The 24692-nt window shown below is 61.3% G+C and carries 24 protein-coding genes; 12 read left to right on the forward strand and 12 right to left on the reverse strand.

Annotated elements, in window-relative coordinates; genetic code table 11:
- Positions 1-19 precede the first annotated feature (19 nt).
- The 3 genes from nadE to L6D82_RS01785 all read right to left on the reverse strand — a co-directional run bounded on the left by nadE (position 20) and on the right by L6D82_RS01785 (position 3088).
- Positions 20-847, reverse strand: a complete 828-nt coding sequence (nadE, locus tag L6D82_RS01775; protein ID WP_236187929.1) for an ammonia-dependent NAD(+) synthetase — start codon at positions 845-847, stop codon at positions 20-22.
- A gap of 4 nt (positions 848-851) precedes the next feature.
- Positions 852-2075 carry a nicotinate phosphoribosyltransferase gene (gene pncB, locus L6D82_RS01780; protein WP_085685119.1) on the reverse strand — a complete coding sequence of 408 codons (1224 nt, stop codon included), beginning with the start codon at positions 2073-2075 and terminating at the stop codon, positions 852-854.
- 107 nt (positions 2076-2182) lie between these two features.
- Complete coding sequence (locus L6D82_RS01785; RefSeq protein ID WP_236187930.1) at positions 2183-3088, reverse strand: LysR family transcriptional regulator; 906 nt, start codon at positions 3086-3088, stop codon at positions 2183-2185.
- 161 nt (positions 3089-3249) lie between these two features.
- Between L6D82_RS01785 and amaB the strand changes: the two genes are divergently transcribed.
- From amaB to L6D82_RS01830, 9 genes are all read left to right on the forward strand, one after another.
- Positions 3250-4740 carry an L-piperidine-6-carboxylate dehydrogenase gene (gene amaB / locus L6D82_RS01790; protein ID WP_236187932.1) on the forward strand — a complete coding sequence of 497 codons (1491 nt, stop codon included), beginning with the start codon at positions 3250-3252 and terminating at the stop codon, positions 4738-4740.
- Between the two features lie 166 nt (positions 4741-4906).
- Entirely contained in the window at positions 4907-6190 is a 1284-nt protein-coding gene (amaA, locus tag L6D82_RS01795) for an L-pipecolate oxidase (RefSeq protein WP_102686774.1), read from the forward strand.
- Positions 6191-6554: 364 nt separating this feature from the next.
- Positions 6555-7688: an ABC transporter substrate-binding protein gene (locus L6D82_RS01800; RefSeq protein WP_011332206.1), complete on the forward strand. Its 1134-nt coding sequence runs from the start codon at positions 6555-6557 to the stop codon at positions 7686-7688.
- Positions 7689-7917: 229 nt separating this feature from the next.
- Positions 7918-8832, forward strand: a complete 915-nt coding sequence (locus L6D82_RS01805) for an ABC transporter permease subunit (RefSeq protein ID WP_007915894.1) — start codon at positions 7918-7920, stop codon at positions 8830-8832.
- A gap of 3 nt (positions 8833-8835) precedes the next feature.
- Entirely contained in the window at positions 8836-10137 is a 1302-nt protein-coding gene (gene livM, locus L6D82_RS01810) for a high-affinity branched-chain amino acid ABC transporter permease LivM (protein WP_039766706.1), read from the forward strand.
- Positions 10134-11006 carry an ATP-binding cassette domain-containing protein gene (locus L6D82_RS01815; protein ID WP_007950657.1) on the forward strand — a complete coding sequence of 291 codons (873 nt, stop codon included), beginning with the start codon at positions 10134-10136 and terminating at the stop codon, positions 11004-11006. Before livM ends, L6D82_RS01815 begins: the two co-directional genes overlap by 4 nt.
- Entirely contained in the window at positions 11003-11719 is a 717-nt protein-coding gene (locus L6D82_RS01820; protein ID WP_102716973.1) for an ABC transporter ATP-binding protein, read from the forward strand. Before L6D82_RS01815 ends, L6D82_RS01820 begins: the two co-directional genes overlap by 4 nt.
- A 739-nt stretch (positions 11720-12458) precedes the next feature.
- Entirely contained in the window at positions 12459-13223 is a 765-nt protein-coding gene (locus L6D82_RS01825) for an SDR family oxidoreductase (RefSeq protein ID WP_236187933.1), read from the forward strand.
- Positions 13224-13352: 129 nt separating this feature from the next.
- The gene (locus tag L6D82_RS01830) at positions 13353-14258 is read left to right on the forward strand and encodes a cation diffusion facilitator family transporter (protein WP_102686769.1); all 906 of its coding nucleotides are present in this window, start codon (positions 13353-13355) and stop codon (positions 14256-14258) included.
- A 39-nt stretch (positions 14259-14297) separates the two neighbouring features.
- Here L6D82_RS01830 and L6D82_RS01835 read toward each other — a convergent pair whose 3' ends face one another.
- The 7 genes from L6D82_RS01835 to L6D82_RS01865 all read right to left on the reverse strand — a co-directional run bounded on the left by L6D82_RS01835 (position 14298) and on the right by L6D82_RS01865 (position 19409).
- Positions 14298-15425, reverse strand: coding sequence for an AGE family epimerase/isomerase (locus tag L6D82_RS01835; RefSeq protein WP_102716974.1), 1128 nt, complete (start codon positions 15423-15425; stop codon positions 14298-14300).
- Between the two features lie 100 nt (positions 15426-15525).
- Positions 15526-16098: a HupE/UreJ family protein gene (locus L6D82_RS01840; protein ID WP_236187934.1), complete on the reverse strand. Its 573-nt coding sequence runs from the start codon at positions 16096-16098 to the stop codon at positions 15526-15528.
- A 27-nt stretch (positions 16099-16125) separates the two neighbouring features.
- Positions 16126-16740, reverse strand: a complete 615-nt coding sequence (ureG, locus tag L6D82_RS01845) for an urease accessory protein UreG (protein ID WP_236187935.1) — start codon at positions 16738-16740, stop codon at positions 16126-16128.
- Positions 16741-16762: 22 nt separating this feature from the next.
- A complete protein-coding gene (locus L6D82_RS01850; protein WP_102716976.1) occupies positions 16763-17437 on the reverse strand; it encodes an urease accessory protein UreF in 675 nt (224 codons plus the stop codon).
- Complete coding sequence (ureE, locus tag L6D82_RS01855) at positions 17434-17934, reverse strand: urease accessory protein UreE (protein ID WP_102688378.1); 501 nt, start codon at positions 17932-17934, stop codon at positions 17434-17436. The genes L6D82_RS01850 and ureE overlap by 4 nt, the downstream gene beginning before the upstream one ends.
- Positions 17935-18137: 203 nt before the next feature.
- Complete coding sequence (locus L6D82_RS01860; protein ID WP_007950628.1) at positions 18138-18770, reverse strand: TetR family transcriptional regulator; 633 nt, start codon at positions 18768-18770, stop codon at positions 18138-18140.
- Between the two features lie 174 nt (positions 18771-18944).
- A complete protein-coding gene (locus L6D82_RS01865; protein ID WP_064379127.1) occupies positions 18945-19409 on the reverse strand; it encodes a hypothetical protein in 465 nt (154 codons plus the stop codon).
- Between the two features lie 381 nt (positions 19410-19790).
- On the opposite strand from L6D82_RS01865, the gene L6D82_RS01870 reads away from it, so the two are divergent.
- Positions 19791-21866, forward strand: coding sequence for an AsmA family protein (locus tag L6D82_RS01870; protein ID WP_236187937.1), 2076 nt, complete (start codon positions 19791-19793; stop codon positions 21864-21866).
- Between the two features lie 155 nt (positions 21867-22021).
- On the opposite strand, the gene L6D82_RS01875 is transcribed toward L6D82_RS01870, so the two are convergent.
- Positions 22022-22552, reverse strand: coding sequence for a ferritin-like domain-containing protein (locus L6D82_RS01875; RefSeq protein WP_236187938.1), 531 nt, complete (start codon positions 22550-22552; stop codon positions 22022-22024).
- Positions 22553-22650: 98 nt separating this feature from the next.
- Positions 22651-23553 (reverse strand): LysR substrate-binding domain-containing protein, encoded by a 903-nt coding sequence (locus L6D82_RS01880; RefSeq protein ID WP_064593150.1) that lies wholly within the window; start codon positions 23551-23553, stop codon positions 22651-22653.
- Between the two features lie 119 nt (positions 23554-23672).
- Between L6D82_RS01880 and L6D82_RS01885 the strand changes: the two genes are divergently transcribed.
- Both L6D82_RS01885 and L6D82_RS01890 read left to right on the forward strand, forming a co-directional pair.
- A complete protein-coding gene (locus L6D82_RS01885) occupies positions 23673-24311 on the forward strand; it encodes an FMN-dependent NADH-azoreductase (protein WP_236187939.1) in 639 nt (212 codons plus the stop codon).
- The gene (locus tag L6D82_RS01890) at positions 24312-24617 is read left to right on the forward strand and encodes a DMT family transporter (RefSeq protein ID WP_011332220.1); all 306 of its coding nucleotides are present in this window, start codon (positions 24312-24314) and stop codon (positions 24615-24617) included. It abuts the gene before it with no gap.
- The last annotated feature ends 75 nt before the right edge of the window (positions 24618-24692 follow it).

Consider the following 24692-nt stretch of genomic DNA (forward strand, 5'->3'; position numbering starts at 1 on the left):
TTTTTTTTATGCCCTGGATTCAAGGCGCAAACGGCATGACCCGCTTGTGATGGGTCTTTTTGTAGGTGTTGACGATGATGTCGAACGCTTCCTGACGCACCGGCTCGCCGTGCAGGAAGGCGTCGATCTCGGCGTAGGTCACACCGTGGGACGCCTCGTCCGGCTTGCCCGGCGACAGGTCCTCCAGATCCGCCGTCGGCACTTTTTCCACCAGCGATTCCGGTGCGCCGAAGCTGCGGGCGATGGCCCGGACCTGATTTTTCACCAGACCGCTGAGCGGGGCCAGGTCGCAGGCGCCGTCACCGAACTTGGTGAAGAAACCCATCACAGCTTCCGCTGCGTGGTCGGTGCCGATCACCAGACCGTGGGCCGCGCCGGCGATGGTGTACTGGGCGACCATGCGCATCCGCGCCTTGGTGTTGCCGAGCACGAAATCCACCGACACCGCGTGCTTGCCTTCGAAGGCAGCGACTTCGCTGGCTAGGGACTTCACTGCCGGGCCGATGTTGACGGTGTGGCGCTCGTCCGGACCGATGAAGTCCACCGAGGCCTGGGCGTCGTGTTCGTCGAACTGCACGTCGTACGGCAGGCGCACGGCGATGAACTTGTAGGCCTCGTCACCGGTGCGCTCGCGCAGTTCACGCATGGCGCGCTGGGCCAGCAGCCCAGCGGTCAGCGAATCGACGCCGCCACTGATGCCCAGCACCAGGGTCTTGAGTCCGGAACTGGTCAGGCAATCCTGGATGAAGGTGATGCGTCGGGCGACTTCCGCTTCGAGGGCCTGGTAATCGGCGAACGGCGGCTGAACGTTGAGCTGTTCAGCAATCTCACGCTGTACGGCTTGCATGAATTCACTCCTTGCTAGAAAGGCTGGAAACGGCAGGAACCTGGAAAACGTGTCGCAAATAGGCGACGAAATTCGGGTCTTTGCAGTGGGTCTTGCCCGGCTCGTCGGAGATCTTCGCCACCGGTTGGCCATTGCAGGCGGTCATTTTAAGCACGATGCTCATCGGTTCGACACCCGGAATGTCACAGGTCAGGTTGGTGCCGATGCCGAAGCTGACATTGATCCGGCCGCGCAGCGCCCGGAAGATCTCCAGCGACTTGGGCAGCGTCAGGCTGTCGGAGAACACCAGGGTCTTGCTCATCGGGTCGATGCCGAGCTTGTGATAGTGGGCGATGCATTTTTCGCCCCACTGCACCGGATCTCCGGAATCGTGACGCAAACCGTCGAACAGCTTGGCGAAGAACAGATCGAAGTCGCCGAGGAACGCGTCGGTGGTGATGCAGTCGGTCAGGGCGATCCCCAGCAGCCCGCGATACTCGCGAACCCAGCAATCGAGGGCGGCGATCTGGCTGTCGATCAGCCGTGGACCGAGTTGCTGGTGGGCCATGATCCACTCATGAGCCATGGTGCCCAGCGGTTTCATGTCCAGTTCGCGGGACAGGTGGACGTTGCTGGTGCCGACGAAACGCCCGGGGAAATCGTGCTTGAGCACGTTCACCACTTCCTCTTGCACGCGGTAGGAAAACCGCCGGCGTGTGCCGAAATCGGCGACCTGCAACTGCGACAATTCTTCCGCCGAGGCGTTGGCGGTCAGCCAGTCGAATTTGCGATACAGCTGTTCGCGGGCCTGTTCCAGCACCGTTTCACGGTAGCGATAGCGGTTGCGCACTTCGCTGACGATCGCCAGCAGCGGCACTTCAAACAGGATCACATGCAGCCACGGCCCGCGCAGGCGGATGAACAACTCGCCGTTCTCGATGCCGGTGTGCAGGTAGCGCAGGTTGAAGCGGAACAGGCCGAGGAAGCGCAGGAAATCCGGCTTGAGGAACGAGATGCGCTCGAGAAAGCTCAACTGATCGGCGCTCAGGCTCAACTCGGCCAGACGCTCGACCTGGAACCGGATCTCCGCCAGATACGGGCGCAGATCTTCACTGTTACGGCAACGGAACTCCCATTCGACTTCGACGTTGGGGTAGTTGTGCAGCACCGCCTGCATCATCGTCAGTTTGTAGAAGTCGGTGTCGAGCAGGTTCTGCACGATGCGATCGGCAAACACACTCTCGCTCATAACGGGGTCTCCAGGCGGGCCGCGCGTTGGCGCGGTATCAATCAATGGCGCTAGTGGCGCATATCCGGGGTGGGGATTGCCAGCGATTTTTATCCCGGCACAGCGCCTCAGACCGCATCGGGACTGTCGATCTGCTCCAGCATCCACTTCACGAAATCACGCACCTTGGGCACTTCTGCCGCGTGTTCCGGGTAGGCCAGGTAATAGGCATCGGTGCTGGGCATTGCATGCTGCCAGGGAATGACCAGTTTGCCGTCGGCCAATTCCTCTTCCACCAGAAACCTCGGCAGCAGGGCGACGCCGCAGCCGACCTGCGCGGCGCGGATGCACATATAAAAGGTTTCGAAACGCGGGCCATGGTAGCTGTGTTCGGTCTGGTAGCCCTGGCTGTCGAACCAGTCGTGCCACGCTTGCGGGCGCGAAGCATTCTGCAGCAGGACCAGATCGGTGAGTTGCGTTGGATCAGACAACGGAGTGTCCGGCAGGCTGCTCGGTGCGCAGACCGGCACCAGCTCTTCGCCGAACAGCTTCAGGCATTCGGTGCCGGGGCGTGAACCCTGGCCGAAATAGAACGCCAGGTCGCTGCACCCTTGCAGCAGGTCATCGGCTTCCTGCTCGTTGCACAGGTCCAGATGAATCGACGGATGACGCAGACGCCAGCCCTTGAGGCGCGGCACCAGCCAGCGGGCGCCGAAGGTCGAGGGTGTGGAGACGCGCAGGACTTCGGTTTCGCCGCCGTAGGAGCGCAGGTAATGGGTCGACATCTCGACCTGGGTCAGGATTTTTCTGACTTCCACCAGATACAGATCGCCGGCCGGGGTCATCTGCAAGCGGCGGCGCACCCGGCGGAACAACAAGTGCTGCAGCAATTCTTCGAGCTGCGCCACCTGCTTGCTGACGGCGCTCTGGGTCAGGTTCAGTTCCTCGGCGGCCCGGGTAAAACTCAGGTGCCGGGTCACGGCCTCGAAGCACTGCAACGCGGTGATCGACGGCAAGTGGCGTTTGTTCAGCATGGGCGATCCTTTTCTTGTCTTTCTGCGCAGCATGAATAAACGGAATGATATCTCGCGTAAAGGTCGTTTGTTGCCCAGCCTTCCTGACGCTACAACTAAAGGTCTGCCCGGTCGTGAAATCGCGCCCGCACACATTCAGTTTTTTGCTCGAGGAGTGACCCATGGTTGCCGCATTGCTTGATCGTCTAGGTGTGAACCCGGCCCTGTACCAGAACGGCAAAGTGCCGGTGCATTCGCCCATCGACGGCAGCCGCATCGGCGCCGTGAACTGGGAAGGCCCGGCCGAAGTCGAGCAGCACATCAGTCGCGCAGATCATGCGTTCGAACAATGGCGCAAGGTGCCGGCCCCGCGTCGCGGCGAGCTGGTGCGTCAGTTCGGCGAAGTGCTGCGTGAATACAAGAATGATCTTGGCGAACTGGTTTCCTGGGAGGCCGGCAAGATTACTCAGGAAGGCTTGGGTGAAGTGCAGGAGATGATCGACATCTGCGATTTCGCCGTCGGCCTGTCCCGCCAGTTGTACGGTTTGACCATCGCCTCCGAGCGCCCGGGCCACCACATGCGTGAAACCTGGCACCCGCTGGGCGTGGTCGGCGTGATCAGTGCGTTCAACTTCCCGGTCGCGGTGTGGGCGTGGAACACCACGCTGGCGCTGGTCTGCGGCAACCCGGTGGTGTGGAAACCGTCGGAGAAAACCCCGCTGACCGCGCTGGCCTGTCAGGCGCTGTTCGAACGCGTACTGAAGAATTTCAGCGATGCCCCGGCGTACCTGAGCCAGGTAATCATCGGCGGTCGTGATGCCGGCGAAGCGCTGGTGGATGACCCGCGTGTCGCGCTGATCAGTGCCACCGGCAGCACCCGGATGGGCCGCGAAGTGGCGCCGAAAGTCGCCGCCCGCTTCGCCCGCAGCATTCTCGAACTGGGCGGCAACAACGCAATGATCCTCGGCCCGAGTGCCGATCTGGACATGGCCGTGCGCGCCATTCTGTTCAGCGCCGTCGGTACCGCCGGCCAGCGTTGCACCACGTTGCGTCGCCTGATCGCCCATGAATCGGTGAAAGAAGAAATCGTCACCCGACTGAAGGCTGCGTACTCCAAGGTACGGATCGGTCACCCGCTGGAAGGCAACCTGATCGGTCCGCTGATCGACAAGCACAGCTTCGAAAACATGCAGGACGCGCTGGAACAAGCGTTGAGCGAGGGCGGTCGGGTATTCGGCGGCAAGCGCCAACTGGAAGATCAATTCCCCAATGCTTACTACGTGGCGCCGGCCATTGTTGAAATGCCGGAGCAGAGCGACGTGGTGTGCAGCGAAACTTTCGCTCCGATCCTGTACGTGGTCGGCTACAGCGATTTTGAAGAGGCGCTGCGCCTGAACAACGCCGTGCCGCAAGGTCTGTCGTCGTGCATCTTTACCACCGATGTGCGCGAAGCCGAGAAATTCATGTCGGCGGTCGGCAGTGACTGCGGCATTGCCAACGTCAATATCGGCCCGAGCGGCGCGGAAATCGGCGGCGCGTTTGGCGGTGAAAAAGAAACCGGTGGTGGTCGCGAGTCGGGCTCGGATGCATGGCGCGCGTACATGCGCCGGCAGACCAACACCGTGAACTACTCGCTGGAGTTGCCGCTGGCGCAGGGCATTACTTTCGACTGACAGTTTTCTCAAAAGCTATTGATCGTTCCCACGCTCTGCGTGGGAATGCTGCACCGAACGCTCCGCGTTCGCTTTCGGGACGCAGAGCGTCCCTGACTGCGTTCCCACGCAGAGCGTGGGAACGATCTTTTAGGTGTGTTTGGCAGGTTTCTGTTGGAGTCTGGCAATGCCGTTACGCGAAGAATGTCTGTGGGAAAACCTCACGCCGCAACGACCGGATAACACGGCGCTCAGGGGCGAGGTCAAGGTTGATGTCTGCGTGATCGGCGCCGGGTTTACCGGGTTGTCGGCGGCGCTGCATCTGTTGGAAAAAGGCAAGAGCGTCTGCGTGCTCGAAGCCCATCGCGCCGGGCATGGAGGCTCCGGGCGCAACGTCGGGCTGGTCAACGCCGGGATGTGGATTCCGCCGGACGAGATCGAGGCCGGCTTTGGCGAGGCGGTTGGCAGCCAGCTCAACCGCATGCTTGGTGCGGCGCCGGCGCTGGTGTTCAGCCTTGTGGATAAGTACAACATCGATTGCCAGTTGCGCCGCGAAGGCACCCTGCACATGGCGCACAACGCCAAGGGCGAGGCGGACCTGCGCAGTCGCGAAGAACAGTGGAAACGCCGGGGGGCGCCGGTTGAACTGCTGACCGGCAAGGCCTGTGAACAGGCGACCGGCACACAGAAGATTGCCGCCGCGCTGCTCGACCGGCGCGCCGGTACGCTCAATCCGATGGCCTACGTCACCGGGCTGGCCAACGCTGTAATGAGCCTTGGCGGGCAAATGTTCGATCATTCCCCGGTCGCGCGTCTTGAGCGCCAGGGGCAGAAATGGTCGGTGCAGACCGAGCAGGGTTCGGTGCTCGCCGAACAAGTGGTGATCGCCTCCAACGCCTACACCGAAGGCGACTGGACCGAACTCAAGCGCAACTTCTTTCCCGGTTACTACTATCAGGTCGCTTCGGTGCCGCTCACCGAAGACGCCGCCCAGGAAATTCTCCCGGGCGGGCAGGGCTCGTGGGATACCCGTCAGGTGCTGAGCAGCATCCGCCGTGACAAGGATGGTCGTCTGCTGCTGGGCAGTCTCGGCAACGGCAATCAGAAACCGACCTGGTTCCTCAAGGCCTGGGCCGACCGGGTGCAGCAGCATTACTTCCCCAACCTCAAACCCGTGGAGTGGGAATGCACCTGGACCGGGCGCATCGCTTTCACTCCCGATCACCTGATGCGCCTGTTCGAGCCGGCGCCCGGACTGGTGGCCGTCACTGGTTATAACGGCCGTGGCGTGACCACCGGCACCGTGGTCGGCAAGGCCTTCGCCGATTACCTGTGTAACGGAAATCCTCAGGCATTGCCGATTCCCTTCGCACCGATGCAGCCCCTGGCGGGTGTGGGCTTGCGCAGTTGTCTGTACGAGGCGGGGTTCTCGCTGTATCACGCGGGCCAGTGCCTGCGGATCGTCATTTGAGTGTTGAAATATGTTGCCGGAAGCGGCGCTTTTCGATGTAGCGACTAGCCTGTAATGGTGCGGGTTGTAGCAGTCCCGCACCAGCAGTGTGCAGTTCGGTGACGCGGGCTGTTACAGGCTGGTTGCACGTCGTTTGGCGCCGCGGTTGCAATGATGGCGCGTGCGGGTTGCGCCTGAAAAAATAATTGGTTTCACCTTCCGCGGTTTAGACGGTTGCACGCCCAATGAAAATGGGAACGAAACAGTCGAAATAACAAGAAAGCAGCGACTTTTTGAAGAATAAAAAACCGATGGCACGGCCCTTGCTCTGAGCATTCAAGTGAAGTCGCAGTGCCAACTAAAAAAAACCTTGGAGCACCACCTCATGTCCCAGACGTTTTACAAGAAAGGCTTTCTGGCCCTCGCAGTGGCTACTGCGCTGGGTGTTTCTGCGTTTGCACAAGCTGATGTGAAAATCGGTGTGGCGGGTCCGATGACGGGCGCCAACGCGGCATTTGGCGAACAGTACATGAAAGGGGCACAAGCGGCGGCCGACGCGGTCAACGCGGCGGGCGGCGTCAACGGGGAGAAGATCGTCCTGGTCAAGGGCGATGACGCTTGCGAGCCGAAACAGGCGGTGACGGTCGCCAAGGACCTCACCAACCAGAAGGTCGCCGGTGTGGTCGGCCACTTCTGCTCGTCCTCCACCATTCCTGCGTCCGAGATCTACGACGAAGCCGGCATCATCGCGATCACCCCGGGTTCCACCAACCCGCAAGTGACCGAGCGCGGCCTGAGCGCCATGTTCCGGATGTGCGGCCGTGACGACCAGCAAGGCATCGTGGCCGGCGACTACATCGTCGACGTGCTCAAGGGCAAGAAAGTCGTCGTGCTGCACGACAAGGACACCTACGGTCAGGGCCTGGCCGATGCCACCAAGGCTCAGCTGGAAAAACGCGGCGTGAAGCCGGTGTTGTACGAAGGCCTGACCCGTGGCGAAAAAGACTTCAGCACCATCGTCACCAAGATCCGTGGCGCCGGCGCCGATGTTGTCTACTTCGGTGGCCTGCACCCGGAAGCCGGCCCGCTGGTTCGCCAACTGCGTGAGCAAGGCCTGAAAGACGTCAAGTTCATGTCCGATGACGGCATCGTGACCGACGAACTGGTGACCACCGCCGGTGGCCCGCAATTCGTCGACGGCGTGCTGATGACGTTTGGTGCCGACCCGCGCCTGCTGCCAGACAGCAAGACTGTGGTAGATGCGTTCCGCAAGGCTGGCACCGAGCCTGAAGGCTACACCCTGTACGCCTATGCATCGGTTCAGGCCCTGGCCGCCGCCTTCAACGGCGCCAAGTCGAACAAGGGCGAGGAGGCCGCTGCCTGGCTGAAGAAGAACCCGGTCAAGACCGTCATGGGTGAGAAGACCTGGGACTCCAAAGGCGACCTGAAGGTCTCCGACTACGTGGTCTACCAGTGGGACAAGGATGGCAAATATCACCAGCTGGAAAAACAGAAATAACGGCACCTGATCAACCGGACGCCACATTCCCTGTGGGAGCGTGCTTGCCCGCGATGACGGCCTGACAGTCGACAACTTTGTTGAATGTTCTACCGCTATCGCTGGCAAGCCAGCTCCCACAAGGGGGTTGCGGTTTCCTGTCTGACATTGCTCCGACGTAAATCTGTATTTTTCCTAGAAGAACCGCGCGCCCCAGGGTGTGCAGGTTCTCACTGCGTGAGATTGCGTTATGGATGGTATTTTCCTGCAGCAACTGGTCAACGGCCTGACCCTCGGGTCGGTCTACGGCCTGATCGCCATCGGCTACACAATGGTCTACGGCATCATCGGCATGATCAACTTCGCCCACGGCGAGGTTTACATGATTTCCGCTTACCTCGCGGCAATCAGTCTGGCTCTGCTGGCTTACTTCGGTATTGAATCCTTCCCACTGCTGATGCTCGGCACCCTGATATTCACCATCGTGATCACGGCGGTGTATGGCTGGGTCATCGAGCGAGTCGCTTACAAACCCCTGCGCAACTCCACCCGACTGGCACCGTTGATCAGCGCCATCGGCATCTCCCTGATTCTGCAAAACTACGCACAGATCGCCCAGGGCGCCAAACAACAGGGCGTACCCACGCTGCTGACCGGTGCATGGCGTGTCGAAGTCGGTACCGGCTTCGTGCAACTGACCTACACCAAAGTCTTCATCCTGGTGGCCGCATTCGTCGGCATGGGCCTGCTGACCTACGTCATCAAGTACACCAAGCTCGGGCGCATGTGCCGTGCGACCCAGCAAGACCGCAAAATGGCTTCGATCCTCGGCATCAACACCGACCGGGTCATTTCCTACGTGTTCATCATCGGTGCGGCCATGGCGGCGTTGGCGGGCGTGCTGATCACCATGAACTACGGCACCTTCGACTTCTATGCCGGCTTCATCATCGGCATCAAGGCATTTACTGCGGCGGTACTGGGCGGGATCGGTTCGCTGCCTGGCGCCATGCTCGGCGGGATCATCCTCGGGATCTCCGAGTCGCTGTTCTCGGGCCTGGTCAACTCCGACTACAAAGACGTGTTCAGCTTCTCGCTGCTCGTACTTGTTCTGGTCTTCCGGCCTCAGGGCCTGCTGGGTCGTCCTCTTGTGTCGAAGGTGTAAGCGATGTCTTCAACCACTACAAAATCCATCGATGTCAAAAAAAGCCTGGTTGAGGCGATTCTCGCCGGTCTGATTGCCCTGATCGTGTTCGGGCCGATTGTCGGCGTGGTACTCGACGGCTACAGCTTCAACCTCGAACCGACCCGCGTGGCGTGGATCATTGCCATCGTCATGGCCGGCCGTTTTGCCCTCAGTCTGTTCCTGCAAACCCCCAAGGGCCTGCGCATTCTCGACGGATTCGAGAGCACCGGTTCCGGCGTGCACGTGCTGGCCCCGGACTACAAATCGCGCCTGCGCTGGATCATCCCGCTGATGATCGCCATCGCCGTGGCGTTGCCGTTCTTCTCCAACTCCTACCTGCTGGGCGTGGTCATCCTCGGACTGATCTACGTGCTGCTGGGTCTGGGCCTGAACATCGTGGTCGGTCTGGCCGGCCTGCTCGACCTGGGTTACGTGGCGTTCTACGCCATCGGTGCCTACGGTCTGGCGCTCGGTTATCAGTACCTCGGCCTGGGCTTCTGGACCGTGCTGCCGCTGGCGGCGATCACTGCTGGCCTTGCCGGTTGCATCCTCGGTTTCCCGGTGCTGCGCCTGCACGGCGACTACCTGGCGATCGTGACCCTGGGCTTCGGTGAAATCATTCGTCTGGTGCTCAACAACTGGCTGTCCCTGACCGGCGGCCCGAACGGCATGCCGGCGCCACTGCCGACCTTCTTCGGTCTGGAATTCGGCAAGCGGGCGAAGGATGGCGGGGTACCGTTTCACGAGTTCTTCGGCATCGCCTACAACCCGGACGTGAAGTATTACTTCATCTATGCCGTGCTGTTCCTGGTGGTACTGGCCGTGCTGTACATCAAGCATCGCCTGGTGAAGATGCCGGTCGGCCGCGCCTGGGAAGCCCTGCGTGAAGACGAAATCGCCTGCCGCTCGATGGGCCTCAACCACGTGCTGGTCAAGCTCTCGGCGTTCACCATCGGTGCGTCGACGGCAGGTCTGGCGGGTGTGTTCTTCGCCACTTACCAAGGCTTCGTCAACCCGACCTCGTTCACCTTCTTCGAATCGGCATTGATCCTCGCCATCGTGGTGCTCGGCGGCATGGGCTCGACCATCGGTGTGGTGATTGCAGCGTTCGTGCTGACCGTCGCCCCGGAACTGCTGCGCGGCTTCGCCGAATACCGCGTGCTGCTGTTCGGGATCCTGATGGTGTTGATGATGATCTGGCGACCTCGCGGGCTGATCCGCATCAGCCGTACCGGAGTCACTCCACGCAAAGGTGCCATTCACTATGAGAGGACTGCGCCATGAGTGAAGTCGTACTCTCTGTTGAAAAACTGATGATGCACTTCGGTGGCATCAAGGCCTTGAGCGATGTCAGCCTGAAGGTCAAGCGCAACTCGATCTTCGCCCTGATCGGCCCCAACGGCGCCGGCAAGACCACGGTGTTCAACTGCCTGACCGGTTTCTATAAAGCCTCCGGCGGCAAGATCGAACTCAACGTGCGCGGCCAGCAGACCAACGTCATCCAGCTACTGGGCGAGTCGTTCAAGCCGACCGACTTCGTCTCGCCGAAAAACTTTGCCAGCCGTCTGTATTACAAGATGTTCGGCGGCACCCACCTGGTGAACCGCGCGGGCCTGGCCCGGACGTTCCAGAACATTCGCCTGTTCAAGGAAATGTCGGTGCTGGAAAACCTGCTGGTGGCCCAGCACATGTGGGTGAACCGCAACATGCTGGCCGGCATCCTCAACACCAAGGGCTATCGCAAGGCTGAAAGCGACGCGCTGGACTGCGCGTTCTACTGGCTGGAAGTGGTGGATCTGGTGGACTGCGCCAACCGTCTGGCCGGTGAACTGTCCTACGGCCAGCAACGCCGTCTGGAAATCGCCCGGGCCATGTGCACGCGGCCGCAGATCATCTGCCTCGACGAACCGGCCGCCGGCCTCAACCCTCAGGAAACCGAAGCGCTGAGCGCGATGATCCGGCTGCTGCGCGACGAGCACGATCTGACCGTGGTGCTGATCGAACACGACATGGGCATGGTAATGAGCATTTCCGATCACATTGTGGTGCTGGACCACGGCATCGTCATCGCCGAGGGCGGACCGGATGCCATTCGTAACGATCCGAAAGTGATCGCGGCCTACCTGGGCGCCGACGAAGAGGAAGTCGTATGACGCAACCCATCCTCGAACTCAAGGATCTGGACGTGTTCTACGGTCCGATCCAGGCCCTCAAAGGCGTTTCGCTGCAGATCAACGAAGGGGAAACTGTCAGCCTGATCGGCTCCAACGGTGCCGGTAAATCCACCCTGCTGATGTCGATCTTCGGCCAGCCACGGGCGGCGGGCGGACAGATCCTCTATCAAGGCGTGGACATTACCCACAAGTCATCGCACTACATCGCTTCCAACGGCATTGCGCAATCGCCGGAAGGGCGGCGGGTGTTCCCTGACATGACCGTCGAGGAAAACCTGCTGATGGGCACCATTCCGATCGGTGACAAGTACGCCAAGGAAGACATGCAGCGCATGTTCGAGCTGTTCCCGCGGCTCGAAGAGCGCCGCACGCAGCGGGCGATGACCATGTCCGGCGGCGAGCAGCAAATGCTCGCCATCGCCCGGGCGCTGATGAGCCGGCCCAAGCTGTTGCTGCTGGATGAACCAAGCCTGGGGCTGGCGCCGATCGTGGTGAAACAGATCTTCGCCACCCTGCGGGAACTGGCGAAAACCGGCATGACCATTTTCCTCGTCGAGCAGAACGCCAACCATGCGTTGAAACTGTCCGACCGGGCGTACGTGATGGTCAACGGCGAGATCCGCCTGACGGGCACCGGCCAGGAATTGCTGGTGAACGAGGAAGTGCGCAACGCTTACCTCGGCGGTCACTGATCGTTTGAAGTTGTCCACAAGCCCCGATGCGTGAGTGTCGGGGCTTTTTTGCGTCTGCTCGTTCACTGGAAACCAGGACTTTCGGGAAATTGTGGAAAACAAAATCGCCAACCTGCCAAAGCGCGACATAAAGCCGCTGCAAATGGCTGTTTTTCCACAGTTTTGACTTGTCCCCGTTTGCTGTGGAGCTGGCTGTGAATAACGTGGGTGTAGCTGGCTGAAAGCCTTTGAAACCGTGGCTTGCAGCGCTGTGGTTGTTTTTTGATCAGCGTGTTTTCGCTGAGGAGAAGGCCTGTTTGTCAACCTTTTTATGGGGGTGCAAAACAGCGCTGATGGCTGTGGTCAATCCTGTGGATAAGTCTGTGATTAAACTCTGGAAAGACTTGGCTAAGGGCCGTAATTGCTGGCCTCGCGCAATCATGGCCATGACCGGTCGGTCGTGCAAAATGCCCTGCCCGGCACAACTGGTTGTTCAGGGTCAAGCAAAAAACTTTCTGAATCGCTCGCAAAGCCTTGTGTGGCGCGGCTTTGCGCTTTTCCACTTGCCCCCGGAAACTGTGGAAGGGCTTGTGGATAACGTGCGTGCACATGGCTACAGGCCGCGGCGCATATGGCGTAGCGGCCGCTGATCAATTAATGAGCAGGATTCGGTGGTTGCCGGTTAAAGCGGGGCCGGGCATGCTGCCCGCTGATTTTCTATTCCAATGGCTGCCCCGGCGGCCGAAGCAAGGAGAACACGATGTCCAACACCCTGTTTATCACCGGCGCGACCTCCGGTTTTGGTGAAGCCTGTGCCCGTCGTTTTGCCGAGGCCGGCTGGAAACTGGTGCTGACCGGTCGTCGTGAAGAACGCCTCAATGCGCTATGCGCCGAGCTGTCGAAGCAGACCGAAGTGCATGGCCTGGTGCTGGACGTGCGTGATCGCAAGGCGATGGAGGAGGCGATTGCCAACCTGCCGCCATCGTTCGCCAAGCTGCGCGGCCTGATCAACAACGCCGGGCTGGCGCTGGGCGTGGACCCTGCACCGAAGTGCGACCTCGACGATTGGGACACCATGGTCGACACCAACGTCAAAGGCCTGATGTACAGCACTCGCCTGTTGCTGCCTCGCCTGATCGCCCACGGTCGCGGCGCCGGCATCGTCAACCTCGGCTCCGTCGCAGGTAACTACCCGTACCCGGGTAGCCACGTCTATGGCGCTACCAAGGCGTTCGTGAAACAGTTCTCGCTGAACCTGCGCTGCGACCTGCAGGGCACCGGCGTGCGCGTCAGCAACATCGAGCCGGGCCTGTGCGAGAGCGAGTTCTCGCTGGTGCGTTTCGCCGGTGACCAGGCGCGTTACGACGCCACCTACGCCGGTGCCGAGCCGATCCAGCCGCAGGACATCGCCGAGACGATCTTCTGGGTGCTGAATGCGCCGGCGCACATCAACATCAACAGCCTTGAGCTGATGCCGGTGAGCCAGACCTGGGCCGGTTTTGCCATCGAGCGTAACAAGGCTTGATACGGTTTTGCCCTCTTTGCCAGTCTGCTGGCGAAGAGGGCAAATCGGCCAAATTCTGGCAGTAAGGTAGACTCACTCCTCAAGGACCCCACCGCACCCTGCGGTTTTCAAGGTTTTCGAGGAGTCAAAGTGAGTAACCGAGGTGAGCAGTCGCTGCTCAAACAATCGACCATCCTGATGTTGGCCGTGTCGATCGCCGGGATCGCCACCGGTTTTGTTTCGGGTTCCCAATCCATCCTGTTCGATGGCTTTTTTTCGCTGATCGCAACCTTCATCAAAGTTCTGATGCTGATCACCGCGAAGCTGATCGCCAAGCAAAGCAACCAGCGTTTCCAGTTCGGTTTCTGGCATCTGGAGCCGATGGTGCTGCTGATCGAGGGCAGTTTCCTGCTGCTGATCGCCATCTACGCGTTTCTCAACGGTGTGTTCGGCATCATCAACGGCGGTCGTGAAATCGAGCTGGGGCTGGTGATCATCTACGCGGCGGTGTTCACCGTTGTCGAGTTCGCCTACTTCTTCTACGTGCGTCACCGCAATCGCAAGCTCAAGTCGAGCCTCATCCAGTTCGACAACATCAGCTGGCTGGTGGACGCGATGCTGTCGGTGGGCCTGCTGATCAGTTTCCTCGCGGCGCTGCTGCTCAAGTCCCAGGGTTATGGCGAGTGGGCGAAGTTCGTCGACCCGCTGATCCTGATCGTGCTGGCCCTGACCATGCTGCCACCGGCCTTCAAGATTCTCGGCCCGGCGCTGCGGGACGTGCTCGGTATTGCGCCGGACACGCTGGACGATCAGGTGCGCCAGGTGATGGATGCGGCCAAGGTCGAGCATGGTTTCGACGACTACGTGTCCTACGTGCAGAAGCACGGGCGGGCGCGGTTCATCGAAATTCATGTGGTGTTGCCGGCGAATTACCGGCTGCAGAGCGTCGGTCAGCTGGATGTGCTGCGTGAGGAGATTTCCGCGAAGCTGGGCAAACCGGATGCGGCGCGCTGGCTGACCATCAGCTTCACCGGCGACAGGAAGTGGATTGCCTGATGTTGCGTGGCGAGGGAGTCGCCTCCCTCGCCACGGCTGTCAGCTCAGATAGTCGGCGAGGCCGCGGTAGCAGGTCGCCAAGTGATACGGCGTGGTCGACGGCATGTCCTTGCGGCTGACCTCGCCCTGATCGTCACGGCATTCGTGCCAGCCGCCGGCATGCAGGAAGCGCTGTTGCAGCGCCTGCAACTGGCGCAGCACCGCACTTTCACTGCCCGGACGCAAGGTCAGGGCGCGCAGGTATTCGGCCTGGGCCCAGATGCGCTGGGTCGAATCCTTCCCGTGTCCTTGCGGATCGAGCATGGCCAGCACCGCACTGGTGTCGCTCTCGACGCCCTGCTGTTCCGTGAAGGCAAACGCACGATCCAGTGCCGCGTGCAGCTTCGACCCGCGCAGCAGCGGTGAGGATTCCAGCAGGAAATACCATTCGAACTGATGCCCCGGCTCAAACCAGTTATCCACAGCACCCAGCGGTTTTTCCATCAGCACGCCTTGTTGCGGTTCGATGAAGCGCCTGTGCATGGCTGTGCATAACTCGCTCAGCGCCTGCCGGGTCTGGGGATCTTCGCGCACGGCCAACGTAGCCAGGAACGCTTCGGCCAGGTGCATCAGCGGGTTTTGCAGCGGGCCGGTTTCCAGGGTGATCCAGTCGCGGTCGAGGCAGGCTTCGTAGAGGCCGTCGCCAGTGGCGAAGCGCCGACCGATGACTTCCAGCGCGGCGTTCAGGGTCGATTCGACCAAGGGCTCGCGGGACTTTTCCCAGTAATGCGCGCAGGCAAACAGGATGAAGGCGTGGGTGTAGAGATCCTTGCGCTTATCCAGCGGTTTGCCCTGCGGATCGATGCTGTAGAACCAGCCGCCGTGCTCGGCATCGTGGAAGTGCCGTTGCAGGGAACGGAACAACGCAGCCGCGCGGACTTCGGCGTTATCCACAACCCCGATCAGGCTTGAGAACAAGTACAGCTGCCGTGCGCAGGCCATCGCCCGGTAGCGCTGTGGTGGCAGCGGCTGATGTGCAGCGTCCAGCGCCTCATAAGGCAACGCCATGTCGGCGTTCCAGCCCGGCCCTTGCCAGAGGGGCACGATCACGTCGAGAAAGTGCTGTTGCACTTCACCGAACAGGGCGGTCAGTTCAGGCAGGGAGGTGGAGCGGGAGGCGTGGGGCATGGGCGGACGTCGTCACGGCAGGGGCGATTGCGCGACATGGTAGCAGAGAGTGGCGATCGATCGTTCCCGCGCCATACGCGGGAACGATCAGAGGTACAATTCAGCCGGCCAGCAACCACGCGCCCGTCACCGCCGAAGCGGCGCCGGCCAGTCGCACCAGCGGCGCGGCCGCCTGAGGCAGAAAACGCACGACCGCATAACCCGCCGCATGCAGCGCAGCCGTTGCGACCACGAATCCGGCGGCATACGCCCATGGGCTCGACATGTCCGGCAACTCCAGACCATGGGCCACGCCATGGAACAGCGCAAACAGTGCCGTCGCCGCCACCGCCATCACCAACGGCGGACGCACCGCCAGTGCCACCGCCAGGCCCAGCGCCAGCACCGAGGCGGCAATCCCGCTTTCCAGCGCCGGCAATTCCAGCCCTTCAAAACCGAGCAGGCCGCCGATCAGCATGGTTCCAACGAAGGTGCACGGCAGCGCCCAGCGTGCGGCGCCTTGCTGCTGCGCCGCCCACAGACCGACGGCCACCATCGCCAGCAAATGGTCGAGGCCACTGATCGGGTGGCTGATGCCGGCCACCAGGCCAGAGTCGCCGTGGCCGGGGTGAGCGAAGGCCAGGGCCGGGGTCAGCAGCAGCGCGACGGCGCCGAGAATGCGTTTGAGTGTCATGGATAAGCTTCCTTGTTGATCAGTGAATCAGGCTTCGGTCAGCAGGCCCTGGCGTTCGATGAAGGCGATGATGTCTTCCAGGCCCTGACCGGTTTTCTGGTTGCTGAACACGAACGGCTTGCCGTTGCGCATGCGTTGGGTGTCGCTGTTCATCATCTCCAGCGAGGCGCCGACCAGCGGCGCGAGGTCGATCTTGTTGATTACCAGCAGGTCGGATTTGCAAATGCCGGGCCCGCCCTTGCGCGGCAGCTTGTCGCCGGCGGAAACGTCGATCACGTAGATGGTCAGGTCGGACAGTTCCGGGCTGAAGGTCGCGGAAAGATTGTCGCCACCGGACTCCACCAGAATCAGGTCCAGCCCCGGAAAACGCCGGTTCAGTTGATCCACCGCTTCGAGGTTGATCGAAGCGTCTTCGCGGATCGCGGTGTGCGGGCAGCCGCCGGTTTCCACGCCGATGATGCGTTCTGGCGCCAGCGCTTCGTTGCGCACCAGAAAGTCGGCGTCTTCGCGGGTGTAGATGTCGTTGGTGACTACGGCCAGGTTGTAGCGTTCGCGCAGCGCCAGGCACAGGGCCAGGGTCAACGCGGTTTTCCCGGAACCGACCGGGCCGCCGATGCCGACGCGCAGGGGTTGTGTGTTCATGTGATTCTCCAGATAAAAGGCCCTAGGAACGGAACAGGCGGCTGTACTGGCGCTCATGGGCCATGCACGCCAGGGACAGACCGAACGCGGCGCTGCCGAGGTGTTCGGGATTGATTCGGGTGGCGTCCTGCTGGGCCTGTTGCAGCAGCGGCAGCAGTTCGCTGGTCAGGCGCTGGGCGGCTTGCTGGCCCAGCGGCAGGGTTTTCATCAGCACCGCGAGCTGGTTTTCCAGCCAGCTCCACAGCCACGCGGCGAGGGCGTCCTGCGGGCTGATCTGCCAGGCGCGCGCGGCCAGTGCCCAGCACAGGGCCAGGTGCGGTTCGGCGCAGTGTTCGAGAAAGCCCCGCGCGGCCTGATCGAGTTCGGGCAAGCCGTTGAGTAGTTGCTGCAACGAGTAGCCCATCTGCCGGCTCTCCAGATGCAGTTCGCGGGTTTCGCGGCTGGCGCGATGGCTTTCGCAGAGCTTGCGCAATTCATCCCAGTTTTCATCCGCTGCGGCCTGGCAATGGGCAAGCAACATGGGCGCCTCGAACCGCGCGAGGTTGAGCAGCAATTGATCGCTGATCCAGCGGCGGGCGCTGTCCGGGCTGTCGACACGGCCGTTATCCACAGCCATTTCCAGGCCCTGGGAATAGCTGTAGCCGCCAATCGGCAATTGCGGACTGGCCAGGCGCAGCAGCGCCCAGGCCGGGTTCACAAACGGACGCCGAACTGATGGAGTTTCGGCGCGTAGTTGAAGTCTTCGTCACCGTGCCGCGAATGATGATGGCCGCCACCGTAGGCGCCGTGTTCCGGCTGGAACGGGGCTTCGATCGATTCGACCTGCGCGCCGAGTTGTTCAAGCATCGCCTTGAGCACGTAATCGTCGAGCAGCCGCAACCAGCCGTCACCGACTTGCAGCGCGACGTGGCGATTGCCCAAGTGATAGGCCGCGCGGGTCAGTTCAAAGGCGTTGGCGCAGGTGACGTGCAGCAATTGTTCAGGGCGGGCACAGACCCGGACGATCCGGCCATCTTCGGCTTGCAGGCACTCGCCGTCATACAGCGGCGGTTGACCGCGCTCCAGAAACAGTCCGACGTCCTCGCCTTCGGCACTGAAACAGCGCAAGCGGCTTTTGCTCCTGGCTTCAAAGGTCAGGTGCAACTCGGCGGCCCAGACGGGGTGGGGCTCGATTCTGCGATGAATCACCAGCATCGGAAAGCTTCCAGCAATGGACAATGCTCAGGCTAGAGCAAGGGGCTTGCCAATCGGACGAAGCGTAGGAAAACCCTGTCGGAGCCTAGTGGATGTTTCAAGATGTTGCAGGATTGTGGGGTGTTTTGGTGCATGAAGTTTTTTTCATGCACCAATTTGCAGCGCAAAAAAATCGCAGCTCCAGGCTGCGATTTTTTGCTTTCTCACTCGGTACTGCCGAGCCCTTGCCAGTGCTTCAACCCGATAAAGATGAAGCGCAACTGCTGGGTGATCTTCGCCTGGGGCGTCAGATGCTCGGGCAGGGCTTCGGCCGGCGGGTCGATGATGTCCGGCAGGGTGGCGAACACCGATTTGACAATCAGGTCGGCCATTACGCTCAGGCCTTCGCGATTGAGGTGCTGGAGCTTGGGCATCAAGGCCAGATCCGCCGCCAGGTCGGAGCTGATGTCCTCCCGCAAACGGCCAATGGCCTGACGCACCGGCAACGATCCGCCGTACTGCTCGCGGGCCAGAAACAGGAATTGCGAACGGTTGGCGCTGACCACGTCGAGGAAAATCCGCACCGACGCATCGATGATGCCGCCCATGACGAATTCGTTGTGGCGTACCAGGCGGATGGTTTCGCGGAAGGTCTGGCCGACTTCGCTGACCAGTACCAGGCCGAGTTCGTCCATGTCGGCGAAATGCCGGTAGAAACCGGTGGGCACGATGCCGGCGGTTTTCGTCACTTCACGCAGGCTCAGGCTGCCGAATCCTCGGCCGCTTTCCATCAAGTGGCGGGCAGCGTCCATCAGGGCGTTGCGGGTCTGTTGTTTCTGTTCGGCGCGGGGCAGCATCGCAAGGGTGTGTTCTTAGGCAAGACAAGCGCCGCACTCTAGCAAATCGGCTTTGTCGGCGTCGAACGGCAGCGGGGGAGATGGAGCAGGGAAATCGCGACTTCTTTATACAGGCTGCTGAAAAGTCAAAAGCCCAATCCGGGGATTGGGCTTTTTTTCCAGGCCGCCATGGGCTTAGCTCAAAGCGCTGTTGCGTTCGATCACACGGTCACCACCACCTTCGGCCAGGGTTTGACCTTGTGGGGTACGGTCGCCGCCGTCAGAAGCCAGAGTCTGGCCTTGTGGGGTACGGTCGCCACCGTCAGATGCCAGGGTTTGACCTTGTGGAGTGCGATCCGAACCGTCTTGAACCAGACCTTTCTCTTCCAGACGATCGCGGCCGCCTTCAGCTACGGTTTGACCTTGTGGGGTTTTGTCATAGCCATCTTGAACCAGGCCTTTTTCTTCCAGACGGTTGCGACCGTTTTCAGCCAGGGTCTGGCCTTGTGGAGTGCGGTCGGAGCCATCAGCAGCAACGGTCTGGCTGAACACCGAGTGGCTGGTTTTGACTTGCGGAGTCGCTTGATCGGCAGCTGGCAGGGCGAAAGCGGTGCTGGCCAGCATCGAGAGGGTAAGACTGAACAGAAGTTGGCGTTTCATGATGAGTTGCTCCTTGGGAGGGCGATAAAGTGGGTACGAAGCTAATGCTACTCTCGATAAGTCGATATAAAAGTTCATAAACACAATGGTAATAATCAACAGAATTGATTGTTCGCTTGGGAGGCTCTAGTTCGGGCGTTTCAGGCGGGCGGTTTTGCACTGTGGTGGGTATTTTCCACCCACTCGCGCTCCGCAAAAGTGCGGGTGCGGTAACGCCAACTCGACCGATCGGTCAGAATGGCCACCGTTTTTTGGCCCCGATGGGGCTTTGGATTAAACCTGCGGGCTGTTTGTCAGTCACAGATTTCATGAGGGCCATCACGGCCGGTCGTTTCAGCTGCGTCGTGCCAATGGATGCAGTCGTCTTCAGGAGCTTTGTGCATGACGCGCACCCGTAAAATCTTCGCCTGGACCTTCGCCACCCTTGTGCTGCTTCTGGCGGTGCTGGTGTTGGTCATCGTGTTTTTCGACTGGAACCGGATCAAGCCGCCGCTTAATGCCAAAGTCTCGGAAGAATTGCACCGACCGTTCGCCATCAACGGCAACCTGTCGGTGGTCTGGCGGCGTGAACTCGACGAGGGCGGCTGGCGCGCCTGGGTGCCGTGGCCGCACGTGGTCGCCGAAGACCTGACGCTGGGCAACCCGGACTGGTCGAAGCAGCCGCAGATGGTCACCCTTAAACGGGTCGAGCTGCGCATTTCGCCACTGGCCTTGCTGGCGCAACGGGTCGCGATTCCGCGCATCGACCTGACCGAACCCAACGCGCAACTGCAGCGTTTGGCCGACGGCCGCGCCAACTGGACCTTCAAGTTCGATCCCAAGGACCCGAATGCCGAGCCCTCGAACTGGGTGGTCGACATCGGCGCCATCGGTTTCGACAAGGGCCACGTCACCCTCGATGATCAGACCCTCAAGACCAACCTCGACCTGTTGATCGATCCGCTGGGCAAGCCGATTCCGTTCAGCGACATCGTCGGCGACAAAGCCGCAAAAACCGCGCAGGACAAGGGCGGCGCACCGCAGGATTACGCCTTCGGCCTGAAAGTCACCGGCCAGTATCACGGCCAGAAACTCGCCGGCCAGGGCAAGATCGGTGGCTTGCTGGCTCTGCAGGACGCGAGCAAACCGTTCCCGTTGCAGGCCCAGGCGAAGATCGGCGATACCAGCGTCGAACTCGCCGGCACCCTGACCGATCCGCTGAATCTCGGCGCCCTCGATCTGCGCCTGAAACTGGCCGGCGCCAGCCTCGGCAACCTGTATCCGCTGACCGGCGTAACCCTGCCGGACACCCCGCCTTATGCCACCGACGGCCATTTGATCGCCAAGCTGCATGAGCCGGGCGGGGCGCAGTTCCGCTATGAACAGTTCAACGGCAAGATCGGCAGCAGCGACATCCATGGCGATTTGGCCTACGTCGCCAGTCAGCCACGGCCCAAGCTGAGTGGCGCGCTGCTGTCCAATCAATTGTTGTTTGCCGACCTTGCGCCGCTGATCGGTGCCGATTCCAATGCCAAGCAGAAGGCCCGTGGCGGCGAGAGCAAGCAGCCGGCGGACAAGGTGCTGCCGGTGGAAGAGTTCAAGACCGAGCGCTGGCGCGACATGGACGCCGACGTCGAATTCACCGGCAAGCGCATCGTCCACAGCGAAGAACTGCCGTTCACCGACCTCTATACCCACCTCAAACTCAACGACGGCGAGCTGAGTCTGGAGCCGCTGCGCTTCGGCGTGGCCGGTGGCAACCTCGATGCGCAGATTCGCCTCAACGGTCGCACCGAACCGCTGGAGGGCCGGGCCAAATTGACCGCGCGCAAGTTCAAGCTCAAACAGCTGTTCCCGACCTTCGAACCGATGAAGACCAGTTTCGGCGAGCTCAACGGTGATGCCGATATCGCCGGTCGCGGCAACTCGGTGGCCAAACTGTTGGGCGGTGCCAACGGCAACCTGAAGATGCTGATCAACGACGGCGCGATCAGTCGCGAGTTGATGGAGCTGGCCGGGCTCAACGTCGGCAACTACGTGGTCGGCAAGATCTTTGGCGACAAGGAAGTGAAGATCAACTGCGCGGCGGCGGACTTCGACATCAAGACTGGCCTGGCGAACACGCGGCTGTTTGTGTTCGATACCGAGAACGCAATCATCTACATCGACGGCACGGCGAACATGGCCACCGAGCAACTGGACCTGACGGTGACGCCGGAATCCAAGGGCTGGCGTTTGATTTCCCTGCGCTCGCCGTTGTATGTACGGGGCAAGTTCATCAAGCCGGATGCGGGGGTGAAAGCGGTGCCGTTGATGTTGCGCGGGGCGGGGATGGTGGCGCTGGGCGTGATCGCTGCGCCGGCGGCGGGGCTGCTGGCGCTGGTGGCGCCGAGTGGTGGCGAGCCGAATCAGTGCGCGCCGTTGCTGGAGCAGATGAAGGCGGGCAAGGCGCCGGTGACTGTCAAACCTACCAAGTAATCGCAGCAACCCGATCATTCCCACGTCGAGGCGTCGAACCGTCTGCGTGGGAACGTCGCCATGGTCGCTCTGCGTCCGCTCTTGGGACGCGGAGCGTCCCGGGATGCATTCCCACGCGGAGCGTGGGAACGATCGGTCAGCGGGGGGAGCGGGGATTAGAGGTCCTTCAGAATATCCGCCATGTCATCCGCATGCTCTTCTTCCTGAGCCAGGATGTCTTCAAAGATCCGGCGGGTGGTCGGATCCTTGTCACCGATGTACTGGATGATCTCGCGGTAGCTGTCGATGGCGATCCGCTCGGCCACCAGGTCTTCGTAGACCATTTCCTTCAAGGTGTTGCCGGCCACGTATTGCGCGTGGGACATCTTCGACAGCAGGTCAGGGTTGAACTCGGGCTCGCCGCCCAGTTGCACGATGCGCTCGGCGAGACGGTCGGCGTGTTCGGCTTCCTGAGTGGCGTGCTCGAGGAACTCGTCGGCGGCGACGTTGGCTTTCAGGCCGTTGGCCATGAAGTAGTGGCGCTTGTAGCGCAAGACGCAGATCAGTTCGGTGGCCAGCGATTCGTTGAGCAGGCGCAGCACTTCTTCACGGTTGGCGCTGTAGCTTTCGGTCACTGCGCCGTTTTCCACGTGCTGGCGTGCGCGCTCGCGCAGGGTTTGAACATCAGACAATTGCAGGTCACTCATTTCAGTCTCCTGGAGGCTAATCCGATTGGCGTCACGTTCTGCTGACGTGATCGTTACCTGGTTGTGAGTGATGAACGCGGCAAAAAGTTTTGTCGGATTCAGCGCGGGGCATGTCCCGAAAGCAATGCCTCCTCGCGCAGCCAGGCAAAAAACGCCTTAACCGGCGGGTGCCGTTCGCGGCCCGGTACGCAAAGTGCGCTGTATCCGGCGCCATCGACCTGGACCTCGCCCTTGTACGGCACCAGCAGACCGCTGGCGACGCTTTGCGACACCAGGATGTTGCTCGCCAGCACCAGCCCCTGTCCGGCAATGGCCGCTTGCAGGGCGTAATGCTCTTCGTCGTATTCGCGGACGGCCGGGTGCTGATTCAGCCAGTTCTCGCCCGACTGCGCGCACCAAGCCTCCCAGCCGTGGGCGTACAGTTTCGAATTGTGCCAATGCACGCTGATCAGCGCCGGGGTGCGGCGGGCGGCCAGCGCCACCTGTTCCGGCGAGCCGTACACGCCGAACGATTCATCGAACAGGCACAACCCGTAGAGGTTCGGGTAATCGTCGAGGCTGTAGCGCAGCACCAGATCGACACTGGCGTCCTGATGCAGATCGATCACTTCGCAATGTGTGTCCAGCCGCACATTGATGTTCGGATGCTTCGCATAAAACCGCCCCAGTCGCGGCACCAGCCACAGCGCGGCGAACGCGGCGGTGGTCGACAGTGTCAGGCTGCTGCCGCTGCGTTGCGGACGAAGGGTGTCGACGCTTTGCGCCACTTCCAGAAATGCGCCGTGCAGGCTGCGAAACAGCCGCTCGCCACCCTCGGTCAGGCGCACCTGACGCGGCAGGCGTTCGAACAGCGCCACGCCGAGCCAGTCCTCCAGCGAGCGGATCTGATGGGAGATCGCCGTCGGCGTCACCGCCAGTTCTTCGGCGGCCGCCTTGAAGCTCAACAGGCGTGAAGCGGATTCGAACGCGCGCAGGGCGGTCAGGGGCAAGGCAGCGAACATGAAAGCTCCACGGATGAAATAAATTCATCCTGACTGATTTTTGCTCATTTGAGGTGATGAAGTGATGCCCGCAATCTGGCGCCACACCGTCACTCAAGTCTAGTCCCAAGGAGATTCAGATGAGCAAGATTCTTGTGATCCATGCTAGCCCTCGCGGTGAGCGTTCCCATTCGCGGCGTCTGGCAGAAACCTTTCTCAGTGCCTGGCAAGTCCGTCATCCACAGGCTCAGGTCACTCGCCGTGAAGTCGGCCGGGCGTTGATTCCGGCGGTGAACGAGGCGTTTGTCGCGGCGGCGTTTTATCCGGATCCCGAGGCTCGGCCGCTGACGATGCAGGCCGATCTGGCGCTCAGCGATCAACTGGTGGGCGAGTTGTTCGATCACGACCTGCTGCTGATTTCCACGCCGATGTACAACTTCAACGTGCCCAGCGGCCTCAAGGCCTGGGTCGATCAGATCGTGCGGTTGGGTCTGACGTTCGACCATACGCTGGACAATGGCATCGCCCAATACACGCCACTGCTGCACGGCAAAAAGGCGCTGATCGTCACCAGTCGCGGCGGTTTCGGTTTCGGCCCGGGCGGCGAACTGGAAGCGCTTAACCACGCCGATCCATGGCTGCGCACCGCGCTTGGCTTCATCGGCATCAACGACGTCACGGTGGTCGCGGCCGAGGGCGAGGAATCCGCCGAGCGTACCTTCGCGGTGTCGGTGGCCGAGGCCGAGCAGCGCTTGCTCGACCTCGCCCGGGCGTTCTAGATGGCCTGGCTGTTTCTGCTGATCGCAGCGGGGTTCGAGGTCACCTTCGCCATGGGCATGAAGTACGCCGAGGGTTTCACCCGGCTCTGGCCGTCGCTGATTACCGTGGTCGCGGCGGTGGGCGGGGTGTACTTCCTGACCCTGGCGATGCGCGAGTTGCCGGTGAGCATCGCTTATCCGATCTGGACGGCCATCGGCTCGCTCGGCACGGTGTTTCTCGGTTTCGCCCTGCTGGGCGAGAGCCTGACGCTGGTGAAGCTGCTGTCGGTGGGGCTGATTGTGGCGGGGGTGGTGGGGCTGAAGTAGGCTGGTCGTGGAGTTGTCATCATCGAGGCGGATGTTTGGCGGGCGTTTTGCACGTCCTGCATCCACTCACCGACC

The organism is Pseudomonas paraglycinae (genome assembly GCF_021601625.1).
Lineage (GTDB): Bacteria > Pseudomonadota > Gammaproteobacteria > Pseudomonadales > Pseudomonadaceae > Aquipseudomonas > Aquipseudomonas paraglycinae.

Bases quoted from the DNA above. Each gene is read 5' to 3' on its own strand.
- L6D82_RS01840 (WP_236187934.1), bottom strand. From the start codon at position 16,098: ATGACACTCAAACGCATTCTCGGCGCCGTCGCGCTGCTGCTGACCCCG.
- amaB (WP_236187932.1), top strand. From the start codon at position 3,250: ATGGTTGCCGCATTGCTTGATCGTCTAGGTGTGAACCCGGCCCTGTAC.
- pncB (WP_085685119.1), bottom strand. From the start codon at position 2,075: ATGAGCGAGAGTGTGTTTGCCGATCGCATCGTGCAGAACCTGCTCGAC.
- L6D82_RS01865 (WP_064379127.1), bottom strand. From the start codon at position 19,409: ATGAAACGCCAACTTCTGTTCAGTCTTACCCTCTCGATGCTGGCCAGC.
- amaA (WP_102686774.1), top strand. From the start codon at position 4,907: ATGCCGTTACGCGAAGAATGTCTGTGGGAAAACCTCACGCCGCAACGA.
- L6D82_RS01870 (WP_236187937.1), top strand. From the start codon at position 19,791: ATGACGCGCACCCGTAAAATCTTCGCCTGGACCTTCGCCACCCTTGTG.
- L6D82_RS01875 (WP_236187938.1), bottom strand. From the start codon at position 22,552: ATGAGTGACCTGCAATTGTCTGATGTTCAAACCCTGCGCGAGCGCGCA.
- L6D82_RS01800 (WP_011332206.1), top strand. From the start codon at position 6,555: ATGTCCCAGACGTTTTACAAGAAAGGCTTTCTGGCCCTCGCAGTGGCT.
- livM (WP_039766706.1), top strand. From the start codon at position 8,836: ATGTCTTCAACCACTACAAAATCCATCGATGTCAAAAAAAGCCTGGTT.
- ureG (WP_236187935.1), bottom strand. From the start codon at position 16,740: ATGAACACACAACCCCTGCGCGTCGGCATCGGCGGCCCGGTCGGTTCC.
- L6D82_RS01805 (WP_007915894.1), top strand. From the start codon at position 7,918: ATGGATGGTATTTTCCTGCAGCAACTGGTCAACGGCCTGACCCTCGGG.
- L6D82_RS01880 (WP_064593150.1), bottom strand. From the start codon at position 23,553: ATGTTCGCTGCCTTGCCCCTGACCGCCCTGCGCGCGTTCGAATCCGCT.
- L6D82_RS01785 (WP_236187930.1), bottom strand. From the start codon at position 3,088: ATGCTGAACAAACGCCACTTGCCGTCGATCACCGCGTTGCAGTGCTTC.
- L6D82_RS01890 (WP_011332220.1), top strand. From the start codon at position 24,312: ATGGCCTGGCTGTTTCTGCTGATCGCAGCGGGGTTCGAGGTCACCTTC.
- ureE (WP_102688378.1), bottom strand. From the start codon at position 17,934: ATGCTGGTGATTCATCGCAGAATCGAGCCCCACCCCGTCTGGGCCGCC.
- L6D82_RS01835 (WP_102716974.1), bottom strand. From the start codon at position 15,425: ATGCCCCACGCCTCCCGCTCCACCTCCCTGCCTGAACTGACCGCCCTG.
- L6D82_RS01815 (WP_007950657.1), top strand. From the start codon at position 10,134: ATGAGTGAAGTCGTACTCTCTGTTGAAAAACTGATGATGCACTTCGGT.
- L6D82_RS01825 (WP_236187933.1), top strand. From the start codon at position 12,459: ATGTCCAACACCCTGTTTATCACCGGCGCGACCTCCGGTTTTGGTGAA.
- L6D82_RS01885 (WP_236187939.1), top strand. From the start codon at position 23,673: ATGAGCAAGATTCTTGTGATCCATGCTAGCCCTCGCGGTGAGCGTTCC.
- L6D82_RS01860 (WP_007950628.1), bottom strand. From the start codon at position 18,770: ATGCTGCCCCGCGCCGAACAGAAACAACAGACCCGCAACGCCCTGATG.
- nadE (WP_236187929.1), bottom strand. From the start codon at position 847: ATGCAAGCCGTACAGCGTGAGATTGCTGAACAGCTCAACGTTCAGCCG.
- L6D82_RS01820 (WP_102716973.1), top strand. From the start codon at position 11,003: ATGACGCAACCCATCCTCGAACTCAAGGATCTGGACGTGTTCTACGGT.